Origin of the sequence: Burkholderia sp. Ac-20384 (assembly GCF_017104605.1) — a bacterium.
GTDB lineage: Bacteria > Pseudomonadota > Gammaproteobacteria > Burkholderiales > Burkholderiaceae > Burkholderia > Burkholderia lata.
Window position 1 is genome coordinate 1 of the sequence record NZ_JAAGPE010000216.1, and the last position, 16,676, is coordinate 16,676.

Here is a 16,676-nt window from a genome sequence, read left to right on the forward strand (position 1 = left end):
TGCCGGCCGGCGTCGACGCGCAGAAGCTGCAGACCGCGCTCGACCGCGCGTTCGACGAGCCCGACCCGGCACGGCCGCGGCGCACGCGCGCGGTCGTCGTGATGTGGCGCGGCCAGGTGATCGCCGAGCGCTATGCACCCGGCTTCACGGCCGACACGCCGCTGCCCGGCTGGTCGATGACGAAGACCGTGACGGCCGCGCTGGTCGGCACGCTCGTCGCGCAGCACAAGCTGTCGCCCGATACGTCGGCGCTGCTGCCCGAATGGCGCGGCAGCGGCGATCCGCGCGCGGCCATCACGCTCGACGAGCTGCTGCGGATGACGAGCGGCCTGCAATTCAACGAGGACTACGACGACCCGCTGTCCGACGTCGCGTTGATGCTGTACGCGCAGCCCGATACCGCACGGTTCGCGTCGGCGAAGCCGCTCGCCACGACACCCGGCACGCGGTGGTCCTACTCGAGCGGCACGAGCGCGATCATCGCGCGCGTGATGCGCGAAGCGCTGGGCGGCAGCGAGGACGACTACCTCGCGCTTCCGCGCCGCGCACTGTTCGCGCCACTCGGGATGCGCAGCGCGGTGTTCGAGCCCGATGCGTCCGGCACGCTCGTCAGCCCGTCGTACATGTATGCGAGCGCACGCGACTGGGCGCGCTTCGGGCAACTGCTGCTGCAGGACGGTGTGTGGGACGGGCAGCGGCTGCTGCCGGAAGGCTGGGTGCGCTATCTGACGCGCACGACGCCGCAGTCGGAGCGCCAGGAATACGGCGCGCAGCTGTGGGTCAAGGTGCCGGAGCCGTTCAACGATCGCGATCCGCATGCGGTCGCGATGCCGGCCGACGCGTTTCATGCGGTCGGCCATGAAGGCCAGTTCGTGAGCGTGGTGCCGAGCCGGCAGCTGGTGGTCGTGCGGCTCGGGCTGTCGCGGCCGGAATCCGCGTGGAATCACGAGGCGTTTCTCGCGCGCGTGCTCGACGCTTTGCCGGCGCCGGGCGCGTAACAACCGGCCCGTGATGCCGTAATGCCGTGATGCAGGTCGTGACGCGGACGCAGCGGCGATTGTCACGCCGCCGCGCCGCCGTGCGCTACCTGCGCGGCATCACGGGTTCGCGCTGCCCGCGTACTTCTGGAAGCCTTCGCGCGTCGCGAGACGCTCGATATAGCGCTTCACCGCCGGGAAATCCGGATGCTCGAACGGCGTGCCGAACCAGCGGTTCACCGACAGGCCGATCGGAATGTCCGCGAGCGTGAAGCCGTTACCGGCCACGTACGCGCCGGTCGCTTCGAGCTGCGCGTTCAGCACCTGCATGTGCTTCGTCCAGCCCGCGATCGACTGCGCGATGCCGGCCGGATCCTGGTGATCGGGCGATTTCCGCACGAGGCCGAGGAATGCGCCGACCCACGAGCGGTTCAGGTCCGCGCCCTGCCAGTCGATCCATTGATCGACCCGTGCGCGCGCCTGCGGCTCGGCCGGATACAGCGCGTCGCCGCCATAGCGGTTCGCGAGGTAGCGGACGATCGTGTTCGATTCCCAGAGCACGAAATCGTCGTCCTTGATGACGGGCACGAGACCGTTCGGATTCAGCGCGAGATAGGCCGGATCGTTGGTCGTGCGGAAGCCCGCGCCCCAGTCTTCCTGTTCGAACGGCAGGTTCAGCTCGGTGCACAGCCACAGCACCTTGCGAACGTTGATGGACGGGATCTTGCCGAGGATGTGCAGCATGCAGTCTCCTTGTGAGGTCGGATGCGGAGCGCCCGGGACGCACGACACGTCCCGAACGCATTCACGCCGAGTTTATACGCGACCGTGCGGCAAACGACATGCGGTACGCGGAAAATCCGCGTGCGGACGATTCGTCAGGTCACGCAGCGCATGCTCGGCCGTCGGGAACCGGAACATGAATCCGTCCTGATGCAGGCGCGCCGGCATCACGCGCTGCCCGTCCAGCAGCACCTCGGCCATCTCGCCCATCGCGATACGCAGCGGCGCGGCCGGCACGTGCAGCCAGGCCGGACGATGCAGCACCTTCGACACGACCTGCACGAACTCGCGCTGGGTCAACGGCGCGGGCGCGACCGCGTTGTAGACGCCGTGCATGCCCGGGTTCGCCATCGCGCGTGCAATGATCCGCAGCACGTCGTCCCGGTGGATCCAGCTCATCACCTGCTTGCCGTCGCCGAATCGCCCGCCCATCCCGAAGTAATGCGGCAACAGCATCGGGCGCAGCGCGCCGCCGGGGCCGAACACGACGCCCAGCCGCAGCACCACCGAGCGCGCGCCATGACGCTCGAGCGGCTGCGCGGACTGCTCCCACTGCCGGCACAGCTCGGACATGAAGCCGGTGCCGGCGCTGCTGCCTTCGTCGAGCCGCTCGTCGGCAGGACGCACGCCGTAGTAACCGATCGCCGATGCCTGGATCCACGTGCGCGGCTTGACCTCGGCCGTCTCGACCCAGCGCATCAGCGATTCCGTGACGCCGACGCGGCTGGCGAGCAGCACCGCCTGCCGGCGCTTGCTCCAGCGCGCACCGAGCACCGGCGCGCCAGCAAGATTGATGACCGTGTCAAAACGCTCGTACGGCTGCAGTTGTTCGACGGACGTGACGCTGCGCACGCGGCCGTGAAACTGGTAGGCCGCGCGCAGCGGATCCCGCGCCAGCAACGTGACCACATGCCCCGCATCGAGCAACTGGTTCACGAGGGTTTCGCCGATGAAGCCGGTCCCGCCGGTCACGAGCACGTTCCCCGGCGCCTGCCCCGCGAACGGATTGGCGACCGGCGCGTGTCGCGCGATCCGGCAGGCCGCGATCCCGTCGCGGATTCCCGAGATCGCCACGCCGACTGCAAACAGGCTCAGCACCCAGCCACGCCAGCCGAGATCGAGCGCCTGCAGCGCGGTCGGCTCGTGCGCCCACACGGCCAATTGCATCGCAATCATCCCGAACAGCGCGCCGCCGTTGACGGCCAGCAGCGTGTGCAGCACGCGCTCGGTCGCCGGCAGCTTGCGGCTCTGGTCCTCGACGACGAAATCCCACAACGTCAGCACCACCTCGACCACCACCACGGCCGCGAGGGCCGCGACCCACGCGCCGTGAAAGGCGACGTTCGCGATCGACGCGAACACGAGGCCGTAAAGCACGGAACGCACCGCATGAATTCCCAGCTCGAGCCGCGCGCGCGGGCTGTGCGGGAGATCCTGCGTGAGTTCGTGGTGATAGAGCGTATCGAATGCGCCCATCGCGCCCTGCACGATCAGCAGGTTGAGCGCCCAGTCGTAAGCAGGCAAGGTGTTCATATCGTATCTCTCCTCCAAAGCCAGACGAGCGGCGGCACCATCGCGACGAGTGCCGCCGCGTCGATCGCCACGTGGCCCGATACTTGGGCCTGCAATGAAAACAGCATGTCCTGCGGCGCCCAGATCAGCAGGCCGGCGAGCAGCCATCCCCACACTTCCCGGTGGCGCAGCCGGTTGCCGAGGTGGACGAGCGCCAGCATCCAGACCGACGCGCATTGCACCGTCGCGCCGATCAGCGACATCCACCAGATCTGTTGCGCACGCGCCGGTTCGGGCGCGGCTCCCGCCCAGAAATGCAGCTCGATGACGCGGTGATACGCGTCGAGCCACGGCGTGCCGGCAACCCACGGAACGACAATGCCGACGAGCAGGTGTGCGATCGCCGCGCCATACATCCAGGTCACGACGATGCGGCGCGCAGTGTCCCCCGCCGAACGATCCGCCATAGGTTCCGCGGCACGGCCGCTACCGCTACCGCACGCCGCCCCATCGCACGGCGCTTCGGCGCGGTACCCGAGCCACCGCGAGACGACCTGCCGGTTGCGCGCGAAGCGGCGATACAGCGGCGCCAGCACAGTGCGCACGGCCGGCACGCGAAGCAGCCGGACGAGCCAGCGGCGCCCGGTCAGCGCCTGGGCGGCCAGGATGCTGTCCACGCCGGTCAGCATGCGTCCGTCGGGCAGGCGCGCGTGCAGCTCGCGATTCAGCGCGGGCAGGTCGACGCCCAGCGGCGCGGGATCGAATCCCGGCTCGGCGATATCGACGAACGCCAGCCGGTGTCGTGCGTCGCGCGCCTCGAGACGCTTGATCTCCGCCACGCATAACGGACATCGTCCGTCGAAGTACAGCACCAGTTCACTTGAGCTCATGATTCGCATTCCTTCTTTTTTGTCGGTTGCATGCCTCATGAATCGATCGACTGCTTTCCGCCGTGCCGCACCGCCGCCTCTGTGCGGCAGCGGCACACTCACATCGGCTTGAGCACCATCAGGAAGTAGACGGTCAGCATCGCGAAAAACGCCGGATAGCCGAGCAGCTCCCAGCGCTTCGCATAGCGCCAGTACCGTTCCGGCAACCCGGCATCGCCGTTCGCGTGAGCGAGCTTCGCCATCGCGGCCAGTTCGACCTGCAGCCACACGACCGGCAGCCAGCACGCGCCGGCGATCGCATACAGCACGATCGACGCGACGAGCCACGGCGTATCCCACGGCCAGCCGGCCGTGTGCGCGAGCCAGAGCCCCGATGCCGGCTGGAAGATCACGGCCGGCGTCGTGAACCACCAGTCCGCGCGCACCACGAGCCGCGACACGGCCGCGATCGCGGGCACCGAGCGCGTGCGGTTCGCGAAGAACAGGTAGAACGCGGTGCCGAACCCCGTGCCGACCAGCAGCACCGAGGACAGGATGTGAAGCGCCTTGATGACGAGATAGGTATTCATGCTTGTTCTTCTTCTGAAAAAAGGATCAACAGGATGGCGAGGATCGGCACGTTCTTGAGCACGGGGCCGAACGGTTCGGCAAGCAGGCCCGGCATCGTGACCGCGATGACCGCCGAATACGCGACGATCAGCGCGGCTTGCGCGACCCACAGCCGGCGCGACGGCGCGGCGACGGTTGCGATGCCGAACGCGAAGTCCAGCGCGCTGGCCGCGTAGAGCGCGATCAGCGCAGGCAGCCCGGTCAGATGCGCAGGCGCGAGCAGCGCGAGGCTCGCGTGCAGCGGATGGATGAACGCGCTGGCGATGGCCGTCCAGATCCACACGATTGCCAGCGCACCGCGCAGCAGCGGACGACGCCACATCGCGAGCGCATCGCGACGCAGCGCGGCGGCTTCCGCGCCGATGAAGCCGTCGATCCCGCGCGGCGGCCGGCCGAGCATCGCCGTGGCGGCGGCCGGATCGCCGGTGTTCCCGCCGCGCAGCATCGTCCATGTGTCGCGCGTGAACATCGCGCCCGGCAGCAGGCCGAACAACGTGGCCGCCGCGCCGGCCAGCGGGCCCGGCAATGCGATGCGGGCGGCCGGCGGAAAGCCCAGCGCAGCGCGGTAGCGCGCCAGCATCTCGCGGTATTCGACTTCGTCGTTGCCGACCACGTCGATCACCCTGCCGCCGGCCGCCGGCGCATCGACGCATCGCGCGACGACTTCGGCGAGATCGTCGACGTGCACGGGGCGCAGCCGCTGACGGCCACCGGCCGGCAGGACCTGTACCGGCAGGCTCGCGAGCATCCGGAAAAACCGCGCAGACGCGCCGGCCGTGCCATAGACGAGCGCGGGGCGCACGATCCGGAAGTCGATCGGCAGCGTCTGCAGGAAGCGGTCGGCCGCGACCTTGCTGGCGAAGTAGCGCGTATCGCCGCGCTCGACGCCGAGCGCCGAGATCTGGATCACGCGCCGCACGCCGGCGCGGCAGCACGCGGTGAAGAGCGCGCACGGCGCGGCGCGATGCACGGCGTCGAGCGTCGCGCCGCGCTGATCGGCGAGGATGCCGACCGCGTTGATCACCACGTCGACGCCTTCCAGCCGCGCGAGCCACGCGTCGGGGTCGACGTCCTTCGCGAAGTCGATCGCGACGTCGCACGGGCCGGCCGCATGACGCACGCCGCGCAGCACGCGATGGCCGCCGGCTTCGAGCTGCGCGCACAGGGCCCGCCCGATGAAGCCGTTCGCACCGCACACGAGGACGGTCATGCTGCGCGCCCCGGTGCAATCGTGCTGGCTAATCGACGGCAAGACTGCGTTCATTTTCATCCTCTATCTACAGTTATTTCTGTACAGACAGAAATAGCAACCCCGAAAAAAGCGGGCTGGCTGCCCGCACTGCGCGTACCGCTTACCGCGACCCGCTTACTTCGACGGCTTGCGCCTGACCGTCTGGCTGATCTTCGCGCCGATGCCGAGCGCCTTCATCAGCGTATCGGGCTTGAGCCGCAGCATCTCGTCCGACCAGGTCGTGAGCGTCTCGACGAACTGCAGCGTGTCGCGGATACGTTGCTCGGTCTCGCGGCTTTCGTTCGCGATCTCCGGATTCGTCAGGCAGTCGCGCAGCACCGTGAGCGTCGGCTCGATCTCGCGCTGCCGCCGCCCTTCGACGATCAGCTTGAACAGTTCCCAGATGTCGGTCGACGTCTCGAAGTGGTCGCGGCGGTCGCCCAGCACGTGCACGACCTTCGCCAGCCGCCACGCCTGCAGCTCCTTCAGGCTCGTGCTGACGTTGGAGCGCGCCACGTTGAGCGTCTCGGCGATCTCGTCGGCCGCGATCGGCCGGCCGGCCAGATACAGCAGCGCGTGGATCTGCGAGACGGTGCGGTTGACGCCCCACCGCGAGCCCATTTCGCCCCAGTGGAGAATGAATCGTTCGGCAATCGGTGTGAGTTCCATGACGTGAAATTTAGGCATTTCAGTTATTTCTGTCAAGAGAGAAATAACTGAACGATCCGCCCGGTTCCGGCCGCGCCCGCCCGCGATCTGCCGCATCCATTACAATGCGCGGGATTTTCCCGAATTCAGGCCGTCCCAGCCTTTCTGACTAGAGGTTTCCATGATCATCAAACCGCGCGTGCGTGGCTTCATCTGCGTGACGACTCATCCGGTCGGCTGCGAAGCCAACGTCAAGGAACAGATCGACTACGTGACTTCGCACGGCCCGATCGCCAACGGCCCGAAAAAGGTGCTCGTGATCGGCGCGTCGACCGGCTACGGCCTCGCCGCCCGGATCTCGGCCGCCTTCGGCTCGGACGCGGACACGCTCGGCGTGTTCTTCGAGCGCGCCGGCAGCGAAACGAAGCCGGGCACGGCCGGCTGGTACAACAGCGCCGCGTTCGAGAAATTCGCCACCGAAAAGGGGCGCTATGCGCGCAGCATCAACGGCGACGCGTTCTCCGACCACGTGAAGCAGGTCACGATCGACACCATCAAGCAGGATCTCGGCAAGGTCGACCTCGTCGTCTACAGCCTCGCGGCACCGCGCCGCACGCTCCCGACGACGGGCGAAACCATCAGCTCGACGCTCAAGCCGATCGGCAAGTCGGTCACGTTCCGAGGCCTCGACACCGACAAGGAAGTGCTCCGCGACGTCTCGCTCGACGCGGCGACGCAGGACGAGATCGACGGCACCGTCACCGTGATGGGCGGCGAGGACTGGCAGATGTGGATCGACGCGCTCGATGAAGCCGGCGTGCTGGCCGACGGTGCGAAGACCACCGCGTTCACGTATCTCGGCGAGCAGATCACGCACGACATCTACTGGAACGGGACGATCGGCGAAGCGAAGAAGGATCTCGACAAGAAAGTGCTGTCGATCCGCGACCAGCTGGCCGCGCACGGCGGCGACGCGCGCGTGTCGGTGCTGAAGGCCGTCGTCACGCAGGCCAGCTCGGCGATCCCGATGATGCCGCTGTACCTGTCTCTGCTGTTCAAGACGATGAAGGAAAACGGCACGCACGAAGGCTGCATCGAGCAGGTGTACGGCCTGTTCAAGGACAGCCTGTATGGCGCGACGCCGCATGTCGACGAAGAAGGCCGCCTGCGCGCGGACTACAAGGAGCTCGATCCGCAAGTTCAGGCGAAGGTCGTCGCGCAGTGGGACCACGTGACGAACGACAACCTTTACGAGCTGACCGACTTCACCGGCTACAAGACCGAGTTCCTGCGCCTGTTCGGCTTCGAGATCGCCGGCGTCGACTACGACGCGGACGTGAACCCGGACGTGAAGATCCCGGGCATCATCGACACCACCGTCTGATGGTACGGCCCGCCGCCCATGCTGCGCATGCAGCTCGGGTGGCGGGCCCGGGATGCCGGCGGCGTCAACGCTGCGCCGGCTCTTCCAGATAGACGCCCGCCGACAGCGTGGCCTTCACGTGCCGCGTGAGTTCGTCGGTGGACACCTCCTCCTCCCCCGCTTCGATCGCTTCGTACGCCTGGCGCACGACGTCGGCCGGCGTCGCCTTCGGCACGTCGAGGCCGGCCGTCAGGTCGGTATCGATGAAGCCGGCATGCAGCCCGACGACCTGCGTGCGCTGCTCGCGCAGCGAATGGCGCAGGCCGTTGGTCAACGCCCACGCGGCCGATTTCGACACGCCGTAGCCCGCCAGGATCGGCCGGTTCACCCAGCTCGCGACCGACAGGATGTTCAGGATCGCGCCGCCGCCATTCCCGGCGAGGATGCCCGCGAATGCGCGCGACATCGCCAGCATCCCGAACACGTTGGTTTCGAAGTGATCGCGCAACGCGTCGGGCGCGCCGTCGTCGGTCAGGCTGCCGAGCCGCGCGATGCCCGCGTTGTTGATCAGCAGCGTGACGTCGCGTGCGGCATCGGCCGCCGCGGCAACGGCTGCCGGGTCGGTCACGTCGAGCTTCACCGGCACGACGCCCGGCAGCGTCACGGTGGCCGGATCGCGCGCCGCCGCGTAGACCTTGCGCGCCCCTCTTGCGAGCGCCTGCTTCGCGAACTCGAGCCCGAGCCCGCGGTTCGCGCCCGTGATGAAAACGACTGCACCTTCGATCTTCATGTTCGTTCCTTTCGCATGATGAATCGCATACGCGCCGGCTCGCCGCGCGCATGAGATCCGGTGGAAAACCAGGCTGCCATTGCATATCGAACCGTTGCGCCGCCAGGCGGCAGGCGGTGAGCCTTCCGCTGCTCCTCCTGCCCCTGCGACGCCAAAGACGCCGATCGATTGCCATCCGGTGTTCCGGCAGTGGCTTTGCACCCACCGCCAAGTCGGCTACACTCGATGTCAATGTCGATCACCATTGTCTTTGCGGTGCATTGTGTTCGCGCAATTCGAGCATGTCAATTGTGATCGCCATTGTGTTTTCCAATCGACGCGATCGACAGAATCAGGGAGGGATCGATGGGCGTATCAAGACAACAGGCCGCCGAGAACCGGAGCGCGATCGTCGCGGCCGCCGAGCGGCTGTTCCGCGCGCGCGGCGTCGACGCGGTCGGGCTCACGGAGCTGATGAAGGAAGCCGGCTTCACGCAGGGCGGCTTCTACAACCACTTCAAGTCGAAAGACGCGCTGGTCGTCGAGGTAATGGAAAAGGCGATGCGGGACCGCGCGGATTCGCCGAACGCCGGCAGTCTCGACGCGCAGGTGGCGCTGTATCTGTCGGCCGCGCATCGCGACAACGTCGAGGCCGGATGCCCGCTGTCCGGTTTCGCGGGCGATGCGCCGCGACTGACCGATGCCGCGCGTGCGTGCTATGCGCACGGCCTCGCCACGTATCTCGATCGGCTGGAACGGATGGTCGCCACGGAGGGCGCGACGCCGGCGCAAACGCGTCGCGACGCGATGGCCGTCTTCAGCCAGATGGTCGGCGCGCTCGTGCTGTCGCGCGCGATTGCGGGCACCGATCCGGCGCTGGCCGACGAGATCCTCGAAGCGGGGCGGGACACGCTCACCGCCGGGCGCGACGATCCGGTCGCGCCGGTATAACCGCGTCATGACGTCGTGACCTGTCGGCTCGCGCCGTGTGTTGGTATGTCGCCGTGCGCGCCGACGCTTCAGCGTCCTGCCGCGCTATTCGACCGCCCGCGCGGCATCCCACAGCGGCTGTGCACCGCGCGCCGCATTCCAGGCGGCAAAACGCGTGCGCCACGCTTCGAACGGCTCCGTCAGCGGGTGGCGCGGATCGTCGCTGAGCGAATACGCCATCCCTTCGATCAGCCAGCGCGGCTTGGTCGCGACGGCCACGTTGCCGAGCACTTCGGCCTGCCGGTGATGGATCAGCTCGTGCGCGAGAAAGTAGGTCTGCCAGCCGCGCGGCGCGACCACCACACCGAAATTCCCGAGCGTCAGCGCCGCGCGTTGGCCCAGGCCGAACGCATCGGCACACGCCCGCGTCGAGCAGAACACGACGCGCGGCGCCTCCTGGAATGCACCGACGGCTGCCGCCGCGCGCGCATAGCCGTCGCGATAGAGCTGCTGCGCGTCGCCGAGCTTCGCGGCATCGTCGGTACAGATATCGGCGCTCGGGCACGACACGCCGGGAACCAGCGCGGGCGCGACGACACGCAACGGCTTGACGAGCGCATACGCGGCAATCGGCAGCGCAACGAGCAGGCCCGTGAGGGCGAAAGCGACATGGGAGCGTTTCATCGAGGCGGTGGTTCCGGGGCGTTCTGCTGAAGTCTTCCTGCGTGAATATATCGGACTCGAGGCGTCTGCGGCCCTGCTTGATTCCCGGCCGGCGTCCGGTTGCCCGGCTTGCGCTCGCCGCAACCTGGGGAACCGCTCCGGCGCTGGCCATTGCGATCCGCCACTTCGTTGCAACAAAGACTTTTTACGACCTAATAGCGACCAAATAATATATTGGACGCATTACCGGGCGCACCGCATCCTTGTCCTCCACCGGCTCGCAACGGCCGCACGACAAAGACAGGACATGAACGGAAACGAACGGCTCGCCGGCATCGGCTACGGATTGCTCGCGGCGCTCATCTGGGGCGGCTTTCCGGTCGTCACGCGCCTCGGTGTCACGCACTCGGCCCTCGATGCGTACGACATCGCGTTCATCCGTTTCGTCGTCTCCGGCACGCTGCTGCTGCCCGTCCTGCTGCGCAGCGGGCTTGGCACGCTGCGCCCGGCGTCGATCGCGCTGATGGTGATCGGTGCCGGCGCACCCTACATCCTGACTGTCGCTGCGGCGTTGGGCCATGCGCCGGTCGGCTATTTCGCGCTGACGCCCGGCAGCATGATCGCGTTCACGGCCATCCTCGGGCGGCAGGTCGCGCACGAAAGGCTGAGCGCCGCGCAGGTCGCCGGCATCGTCACGATCCTGGCCGGCATCGCGCTGGCCGCGTCCGATGCGCGGCGCGCCGCGATCGGGTTGCCGGCCCTCGGACTGTTCATGCTCGGCGGCCTGCTGTGGGCCGTCTATAACGTCACGACGAAACGCGCCGGCGCCGGTGCGCTGCACGCGACGGCCGTCGTGTCGGTCGGCTCCGCGGTGCTCTACTGCCCGCTCTATCTGGCCGCACGCGGCGGCGCCGTGCTGCATGCGCCGGTCGCTGCCATCGCGACGCAGGCGATCTACCAGGGCGTGCTGATGTCGGTACTGGCGCTCTACTGTTTCAGCCAGGCCGTCGTCGCGCTCGGCCCGGCGATCGGCGCGACCTTTGCCGCGCTGATGCCGCTGCTCGCCACGCTCGAGGCCATGCTGCTGCTCGACGAACGGCCGCATGCGCCGGCGCTGGCCGGCATCGCGATCGTCACGGCCGGGATGGCCGTGGGCCTCGCGAGCCGGTGGCGCACGGGCCATGCGCCGGCCGTCCGGCGGCTGAACCCCGCTGCACATGGCTGAACCGGACTCTGACCATCAGGCGACATGCCCCGTGCTCGCGTCGCCGGCGCCGGTCGTCCGGCGGCTCCAGCGCATGCCCAGCAACAGAAGCGCGACACTGGACGCGAACAGGATCACCTCGACCAGCACCGTATCGACATGCCAGTACCGCGTCAGCAGTACCGCAGCGAGGTCGAACAGGAAATGAAGCGCGATCGCATAGACGAGCCAGCGCTTCGTGCCGCGTACGAACGCCTGCAACACGATCAGCGACAGCCCCACGTGCGCGGCCATGGCACTCGCGCGCTCGAACAGCGCGAGAAACGGCGACGCCAGCGTCATGCCCGCGAACTGCGACCCGATCAGCGACTGCACGCCCTCGCGCACCACGACACCCTCGTGAGCGAGCAGATAGCCCGTGCCGAGCGCGAGAAATCCGACGCCGACCAGCAGCATCGCCTCCAGCCCGCCGTGCCCGAGCCCGAGCATCACGGCCGTCGGTGCATCATGCCGCTTCGGCAGCAGATACCGGAAAGCGACCCAGCGCCCGCATTCCTCGAAGAGCCCGGCCGTCAACGCCGCGAACACGAGCATCGGCAGGTGCCAGCGGGGATCGTTCCCGAGCCAGTGGAACAACGGCGCCTGCCACGACAGGCGCAGCACCGGCTGGAACACGAAAAAGGTCAGCATGCCGTAGAAAAACACCCGCAACGACACCTGCGTGCGGCGCCGCCACGCGACCGCGAGCACCACCGGCGCGATCAGCGCCACGGCACCCGCCGCGAGTGTGAGGAACAGGAGCGACGGGGCGACGGGATGCATGACGAATGCCGTTACGCGAGTTGCTTGTGGAAATACGTCGTCGCGCAGGGCCTGCCGTCGGGCATCAGCGCATAGTTCGGCACGACGCCGACACGCTGCCAGCCGGCCCGCTCGTACAGCCGCTCGGCGTCGCTGCCCGTCACGGTGTCGAGCACGAGCACGGTCTTGCCGGCGTCGCGCGCGGCTACGTCGGCCGCGGCCATCAGCCGCGCGGCGATGCCCTGCCGGCGCGCGTGCCGCGACACCAGCATCTTCGAGATATCCGCGCGATGCGGCTGGTTCTCGGGCTGCGCGGTCACGACCTGCACGGTGCCGACGATCCGGCCGGCCGTGTCCTCGGCAACGAGCAGGATGCGCTCGCCATTCGCGACGCCATCGGCGACGTGGGTCCAGAACGCGACGGCGGTCGGCCGCGCGATCGGCAACATGAAGCTGACGGACGCGCCGCCCTCGACGCAATCGATCAGCACGTCGGCCAGCGCTTCAACACGGCTCATCGCTTCGCCCGCATCGACGCGGCGGACGGTAACAGATTCGGTCATGCCCACTCCGGTAGTCAGTTGGGTCGCACACGCGGGTTCGGCGTGCGTCCGGATCGGAAGGAACACCGGCCGGCCGTCGCGGCTCGCGCAACGGCGGCAGGCGCGCGGCAACGCCGCACCCGGTCGGCACGCGTTACCGCCCCATCATCCTACGCGACGAAAAATTCCGTTGCATCGCCGTCCGCTTTCCCTATACTTAGCCACATGGCTAACTTTCAACCCGGCATCAGCGACGTCTTCCACGCCCTCGCCGATCCGACGCGCTGCGCGATCGTCAGCGCGCTGGGCCACGGCGAGCGGACCGTCTCCGCGCTGGCCGCGCCGTTCGACATGGCGCTGCCGTCGTTCATGAAGCACGTCGCGGTGCTCGAGCGCAGCGGCCTCGTGCAGACCCGCAAAGCCGGCCGCTCGCGTACCTGCACGCTGGTCGGCAGCCGGCTGACCGAAGCCGAGGCATGGCTCGCCGAGCAGCGCGCGCAGTGGGAAGCACGATCCGATCGTCTCGTCGAATTCGTCGAACGCCGTCACCAGGAGGAGCAAGATGTCAGCAAGCCCCGTCGAACCCGTTGAAGCTCACGATCTCGTCATCACGCGCACGCTGCGTGCGCCGCGCCATGCGCTGTGGCGTGCATGGACCGACCCCGAATTGCTGAAGGAGTGGTGGTGCCCGAAACCGTGGACCACCGAAGTGCGCGCGTTCGACCTGCGCCCGGGCGGCGCCTTCCACACGTTCATGCGCGGCCCCGACGGTGGCTCGAGCGACAACCCCGGCTGCTTCCTCGAAATCGTGCCGGAATCGCGTATCGCGTTCACGTCGATGCTCGCGGGCGGCTGGCGGCCGCAGGCGCCGTGGATGGGCTTCACGGCGATCATCACGATGGCCGACGACGATGCGGGCAGCCGCTACGAAGCGCGCGTAATGCATCCGGATGCCGCCACGCGCGAACGCCACGAAGCACTCGGCTTCTTCGAGGGCTGGAACACCTGCATCACGCAACTCGACGAATTCGCCGCCGCCCTGCGCTGAACCGACCGTGGCCGCGTGGGCGGTCATTGCATGCCGCCTCTCGCGCGCCTAGGATTCCTGAAGGAAGCATGACGACACGCCGGCCTCCGGCGTGCACCGTCGCGCGCGCTCCGCGGGAGGCACCATGTTGCACACGCACACGCATTCGACCCGGGTCAGCCGGCACCTGAACGCCCCGCGCGGGCGTGTCTACCGCGCACTGCTCGATCCGCACGCGGTCGAGCAATGGAAGGTGCCCGACGGCATGACGTGCCGCGTCCATGCGTACGACGCACGCGAAGGCGGCGCGCTGCGCGTGTCGCTGAGCTACGACGCGCCGTCGGCCGGCACCGGCAAGACCACTGCGCGCACCGATACCTATCACGGCCGCTTCGTCACGCTCGTGCCGGACCAGCAGATCGTCGAGATCGACGTGTTCGAGACCGACGATCCGATGCTGCGCGGCGCGATGACGATCACGATCACGCTGTCCGACGAAGCGGGCGGCACACGCGTGGACGCCGTGCACGACGGGGTGCCGCCCGGCGTGCCGGCCGCCGACAACGAGACCGGCTGGCAAATGGCGCTGGCGAGGCTCGCGGCGCTGGTGGAGGCCGCGTAGCAGCGTTCGCGCCGGCGGCGGGCTTGCGATGCGGCAGCGCAAAACGCCGCCGCGTGCGACACTGGCCCGCACCCGATCCATCCGGACCCGCACGAGGAGACGCTCCCGATGAACGCCGCGCGCACCGCCACCTGGTATTTCGATTTCGTTTCGCCGTTCGCCTACCTGCAGCAGGAACAATTCGACCGGTTGCCGGCCGCTGCCGCATTCGAGCCGCGGCCCATCGTGCTCGGCGCACTGCTCGCACACTGGGGCCAGAAAGCGCCGGCCGAGATCGCGGCGAAGCGCGTCTTCACCTACCGCCACGCGCAATACCGCGCGGACAAGCTCGGCATTGCGTTCCGGATGCCGCCCGCGCACCCGTTCAATCCGATCAAGCCGCTGCGCCTCGCGATCGCGATGGGCAATTCACCCGACGCGGTCCGGCGGATCTTCCGGCATATCTGGCGCGACGGCCAGGACGTGTCGACGCCGGAAGGCTTCGCCGCGCTGTGCGAAGCCGTCGGCTTTCCGGAAGGCGTAACGGCGGTCGACGCCCAGCCGGTGAAGGACGCGCTGCGCGCGAACACCGACGATGCGATCGCGCACAGCGTGTTCGGCGTGCCGACCTTCGAACTCGACGGCGACCTGTTCTGGGGCGAGGATGCGACCGACATGTTCGCCGACTGTGCGACGTCGCGCGCGTGGCTCGATTCGCCCGAGGTGCGCCGCATCAGCGTGCTGCCCGAAGGAATCCGGCGCAGCTGAAGCCACCGCGGCCGCCCGCTGCTCGGTATTCCGCGTCAGGCGTCGCGCCCTTCGACGAGCCCCGGCACGGCCTCGCGCATCATCGCGGCAAACCGCACGAGCCGCGACGGATAGAACTGCGCATGCGGGTAGGTCAGATAGACGGGCAGCGGCGCGGCCTGCCACTCTGGCGCGAGGTGGACGAGCTCGCCGCGTGCGAGATGGTCGGCCAGCATCCATGACGAGCCGACGCACGCCCCCACTCCCAGCAGCGCCGCACTGCGCAGCGCGTACAGGTTCGCGGTCGTGATGCGCGGGCGGATCGCAATGCGCCGCGTCTCGCCCGTGACCGAATGCGTGAGCGCCAGCTCGGTACGGTAGTAGGTGCGCAGCGCGAGCCACGGCAATGCGGCCAGCGCGTCGGGGTCGGCCGGCACCTCGGCGCCGTTCAGCACGGACGGCGCGGCGACCACGAAGCGCGGCACCTTCGAAAGCCGGATCGCGACCACCGCCGGATCGGTCGGCTCGCCCACCTGGATCGCACAATCGATGCCGCTGCCGACAAAATCCCGCACCTCGTCCTGCAGCAGCCACTCCACCGACACGCGCGGATAGTCGCGCAGAAACCGCGCGAGCGGCTCGACGAAACGCTCCTGGCCGAACGCGTGCGGCACCGCGACCCGCAGCAGCCCGTCAGGCTCTTCCTGTGCGCCGCGCAGATCGGCCTCGAACGCCGCCCAGTTCGCCAGCAGCTCCTTCGCGCGCTTGAAGCAGCGTTCGCCGTCGACGGTCAGCCGCATCGTGTGCGTCGTCCGCTGCAGCAGACGCATGCCGAGCGAGCGTTCGAGCGCCTGCAGCCGCCGGCTGATCGTCGGCTGCGTCGTATGCAGTTGCGCGGCCGCGGCCGACAGGCTGCCGGCCTCGACTATGCGTACGAAGGTTTCCATCAACTCAAAACGATAGCCGGCGCCGTCCAGCGGCACTGCCTGAATGCGCGGAGACCCGCCAGCAGCAGGGGAGGATGGAGATTTTTCGGTCATTCGCGGAGCGTATAACAAATCTGCGCAAGGCGGCACTACCGTGGCCGGCCGCGTACCGCCAAACTCGCGTCCATTCCTCGATCCAACCCAGGATGTACGCGATGTCCACTCCGTCCCGTCTCGAAGCCACGCCCCGCGCAGCTCACGCCCCGGCCCACCCGGCCGCCCATTCGATGCCCGATCGCCGGCTCGTGCTGCTGCTCGCGGCCGCTGCCGGTCTCGGGGTCGCCCCGCTCTACTACGCGCAACCGATGCTCGGCGCGCTCGGGCCCGATCTCGGCGCGTCGGCACGTGCGATCGGCTTCGTGCCGACGCTCACGCAGCTCGGTTATGCGCTCG

The 16,676-nt window shown here is 68.3% G+C and carries 19 protein-coding genes and 1 pseudogene; 9 read left to right on the plus strand and 11 right to left on the minus strand.

The genetic code is table 11. From position 1 onward, the window contains the following. On the plus strand, positions 1 to 998 hold a 998-nt coding region (locus G3O00_RS29715; RefSeq protein WP_206145160.1), incomplete at its 5' end, for a serine hydrolase. Between the two features lie 99 nt (positions 999 to 1,097). Here the strand turns inward: G3O00_RS29715 and G3O00_RS29720 are convergent. From G3O00_RS29720 to G3O00_RS29745, 6 genes are all read right to left on the minus strand, one after another. Next, positions 1,098 to 1,721 carry a glutathione S-transferase gene (locus tag G3O00_RS29720; RefSeq protein WP_206145161.1) on the minus strand — a complete coding sequence of 208 codons (624 nt, stop codon included), beginning with the start codon at positions 1,719 to 1,721 and terminating at the stop codon, positions 1,098 to 1,100. Positions 1,722 to 1,793: 72 nt separating this feature from the next. Then, positions 1,794 to 3,293, minus strand: a complete 1,500-nt coding sequence (locus G3O00_RS29725; protein ID WP_206145162.1) for a TIGR01777 family oxidoreductase — start codon at positions 3,291 to 3,293, stop codon at positions 1,794 to 1,796. After that, positions 3,290 to 4,162, minus strand: coding sequence for a DUF393 domain-containing protein (locus tag G3O00_RS29730; protein ID WP_206145163.1), 873 nt, complete (start codon positions 4,160 to 4,162; stop codon positions 3,290 to 3,292). The genes G3O00_RS29725 and G3O00_RS29730 overlap by 4 nt, the downstream gene beginning before the upstream one ends. Positions 4,163 to 4,260: 98 nt before the next feature. Beyond that, the gene (locus G3O00_RS29735) at positions 4,261 to 4,731 is read right to left on the minus strand and encodes a DUF2269 domain-containing protein (RefSeq protein ID WP_011353814.1); all 471 of its coding nucleotides are present in this window, start codon (positions 4,729 to 4,731) and stop codon (positions 4,261 to 4,263) included. Further along, complete coding sequence (locus G3O00_RS29740; protein ID WP_206145164.1) at positions 4,728 to 6,035, minus strand: SDR family oxidoreductase; 1,308 nt, start codon at positions 6,033 to 6,035, stop codon at positions 4,728 to 4,730. The genes G3O00_RS29735 and G3O00_RS29740 overlap by 4 nt, the downstream gene beginning before the upstream one ends. Before the next feature lie 102 nt (positions 6,036 to 6,137). Further along, a complete protein-coding gene (locus G3O00_RS29745) occupies positions 6,138 to 6,671 on the minus strand; it encodes a MarR family transcriptional regulator (RefSeq protein ID WP_011353812.1) in 534 nt (177 codons plus the stop codon). A 160-nt stretch (positions 6,672 to 6,831) separates the two neighbouring features. Here G3O00_RS29745 and fabV point away from each other — a divergent pair, with 160 nt between their 5' ends. Beyond that, the gene (gene fabV / locus G3O00_RS29750) at positions 6,832 to 8,034 is read left to right on the plus strand and encodes an enoyl-ACP reductase FabV (protein ID WP_206145165.1); all 1,203 of its coding nucleotides are present in this window, start codon (positions 6,832 to 6,834) and stop codon (positions 8,032 to 8,034) included. Between the two features lie 64 nt (positions 8,035 to 8,098). On the opposite strand, the gene G3O00_RS29755 is transcribed toward fabV, so the two are convergent. Next, positions 8,099 to 8,803: an SDR family oxidoreductase gene (locus tag G3O00_RS29755; RefSeq protein ID WP_206145166.1), complete on the minus strand. Its 705-nt coding sequence runs from the start codon at positions 8,801 to 8,803 to the stop codon at positions 8,099 to 8,101. 345 nt (positions 8,804 to 9,148) lie between these two features. Here G3O00_RS29755 and G3O00_RS29760 point away from each other — a divergent pair, with 345 nt between their 5' ends. Next, a complete protein-coding gene (locus tag G3O00_RS29760; RefSeq protein ID WP_206145167.1) occupies positions 9,149 to 9,733 on the plus strand; it encodes a TetR/AcrR family transcriptional regulator in 585 nt (194 codons plus the stop codon). A gap of 84 nt (positions 9,734 to 9,817) precedes the next feature. On the opposite strand, the gene G3O00_RS29765 is transcribed toward G3O00_RS29760, so the two are convergent. Beyond that, positions 9,818 to 10,396 (minus strand): hypothetical protein, encoded by a 579-nt coding sequence (locus G3O00_RS29765; protein WP_174933204.1) that lies wholly within the window; start codon positions 10,394 to 10,396, stop codon positions 9,818 to 9,820. Positions 10,397 to 10,682: 286 nt separating this feature from the next. Between G3O00_RS29765 and G3O00_RS29770 the strand changes: the two genes are divergently transcribed. Then, positions 10,683 to 11,600, plus strand: a complete 918-nt coding sequence (locus tag G3O00_RS29770) for a DMT family transporter (RefSeq protein ID WP_206145168.1) — start codon at positions 10,683 to 10,685, stop codon at positions 11,598 to 11,600. Between the two features lie 15 nt (positions 11,601 to 11,615). Here G3O00_RS29770 and G3O00_RS29775 read toward each other — a convergent pair whose 3' ends face one another. Next, a complete protein-coding gene (locus G3O00_RS29775) occupies positions 11,616 to 12,401 on the minus strand; it encodes a YhfC family glutamic-type intramembrane protease (RefSeq protein ID WP_206145169.1) in 786 nt (261 codons plus the stop codon). Between the two features lie 11 nt (positions 12,402 to 12,412). Next, positions 12,413 to 12,943, minus strand: coding sequence for a GNAT family N-acetyltransferase (locus G3O00_RS29780; protein WP_206145170.1), 531 nt, complete (start codon positions 12,941 to 12,943; stop codon positions 12,413 to 12,415). A gap of 204 nt (positions 12,944 to 13,147) precedes the next feature. On the opposite strand from G3O00_RS29780, the gene G3O00_RS29785 reads away from it, so the two are divergent. From G3O00_RS29785 to G3O00_RS29800, 4 genes are all read left to right on the plus strand, one after another. After that, a complete protein-coding gene (locus G3O00_RS29785; protein ID WP_011353804.1) occupies positions 13,148 to 13,513 on the plus strand; it encodes a metalloregulator ArsR/SmtB family transcription factor in 366 nt (121 codons plus the stop codon). After that, positions 13,485 to 13,970 (plus strand): SRPBCC family protein, encoded by a 486-nt coding sequence (locus tag G3O00_RS29790; RefSeq protein WP_011353803.1) that lies wholly within the window; start codon positions 13,485 to 13,487, stop codon positions 13,968 to 13,970. Before G3O00_RS29785 ends, G3O00_RS29790 begins: the two co-directional genes overlap by 29 nt. Before the next feature lie 124 nt (positions 13,971 to 14,094). Then, positions 14,095 to 14,571, plus strand: a complete 477-nt coding sequence (locus tag G3O00_RS29795) for an SRPBCC family protein (protein ID WP_174933194.1) — start codon at positions 14,095 to 14,097, stop codon at positions 14,569 to 14,571. 108 nt (positions 14,572 to 14,679) lie between these two features. After that, positions 14,680 to 15,318, plus strand: coding sequence for a 2-hydroxychromene-2-carboxylate isomerase (locus tag G3O00_RS29800; protein WP_206145171.1), 639 nt, complete (start codon positions 14,680 to 14,682; stop codon positions 15,316 to 15,318). A gap of 35 nt (positions 15,319 to 15,353) precedes the next feature. On the opposite strand, the gene G3O00_RS29805 is transcribed toward G3O00_RS29800, so the two are convergent. Beyond that, entirely contained in the window at positions 15,354 to 16,337 is a 984-nt protein-coding gene (locus G3O00_RS29805; protein WP_206145172.1) for a LysR family transcriptional regulator, read from the minus strand. Between the two features lie 101 nt (positions 16,338 to 16,438). Here G3O00_RS29805 and G3O00_RS29810 point away from each other — a divergent pair. After that, positions 16,439 to 16,676 (plus strand): annotated as a pseudogene (locus G3O00_RS29810) (MFS transporter); the annotation flags it as partial.

Coding starts and splice junctions, on each gene's coding strand:
- G3O00_RS29725 (WP_206145162.1), bottom strand. CDS start 3,293: ATGAACACCTTGCCTGCTTACGACTGGGCGCTCAACCTGCTGATCGTG.
- G3O00_RS29790 (WP_011353803.1), top strand. CDS start 13,485: ATGTCAGCAAGCCCCGTCGAACCCGTTGAAGCTCACGATCTCGTCATC.
- G3O00_RS29730 (WP_206145163.1), bottom strand. CDS start 4,162: ATGAGCTCAAGTGAACTGGTGCTGTACTTCGACGGACGATGTCCGTTA.
- G3O00_RS29780 (WP_206145170.1), bottom strand. CDS start 12,943: ATGACCGAATCTGTTACCGTCCGCCGCGTCGATGCGGGCGAAGCGATG.
- G3O00_RS29720 (WP_206145161.1), bottom strand. CDS start 1,721: ATGCTGCACATCCTCGGCAAGATCCCGTCCATCAACGTTCGCAAGGTG.
- G3O00_RS29760 (WP_206145167.1), top strand. CDS start 9,149: ATGGGCGTATCAAGACAACAGGCCGCCGAGAACCGGAGCGCGATCGTC.
- G3O00_RS29785 (WP_011353804.1), top strand. CDS start 13,148: ATGGCTAACTTTCAACCCGGCATCAGCGACGTCTTCCACGCCCTCGCC.
- G3O00_RS29770 (WP_206145168.1), top strand. CDS start 10,683: ATGAACGGAAACGAACGGCTCGCCGGCATCGGCTACGGATTGCTCGCG.
- G3O00_RS29800 (WP_206145171.1), top strand. CDS start 14,680: ATGAACGCCGCGCGCACCGCCACCTGGTATTTCGATTTCGTTTCGCCG.
- G3O00_RS29765 (WP_174933204.1), bottom strand. CDS start 10,396: ATGAAACGCTCCCATGTCGCTTTCGCCCTCACGGGCCTGCTCGTTGCG.
- G3O00_RS29755 (WP_206145166.1), bottom strand. CDS start 8,803: ATGAAGATCGAAGGTGCAGTCGTTTTCATCACGGGCGCGAACCGCGGG.
- G3O00_RS29795 (WP_174933194.1), top strand. CDS start 14,095: ATGTTGCACACGCACACGCATTCGACCCGGGTCAGCCGGCACCTGAAC.
- G3O00_RS29805 (WP_206145172.1), bottom strand. CDS start 16,337: ATGACCGAAAAATCTCCATCCTCCCCTGCTGCTGGCGGGTCTCCGCGC.
- G3O00_RS29775 (WP_206145169.1), bottom strand. CDS start 12,401: ATGCATCCCGTCGCCCCGTCGCTCCTGTTCCTCACACTCGCGGCGGGT.
- G3O00_RS29735 (WP_011353814.1), bottom strand. CDS start 4,731: ATGAATACCTATCTCGTCATCAAGGCGCTTCACATCCTGTCCTCGGTG.
- G3O00_RS29740 (WP_206145164.1), bottom strand. CDS start 6,035: ATGAACGCAGTCTTGCCGTCGATTAGCCAGCACGATTGCACCGGGGCG.
- fabV (WP_206145165.1), top strand. CDS start 6,832: ATGATCATCAAACCGCGCGTGCGTGGCTTCATCTGCGTGACGACTCAT.
- G3O00_RS29745 (WP_011353812.1), bottom strand. CDS start 6,671: ATGGAACTCACACCGATTGCCGAACGATTCATTCTCCACTGGGGCGAA.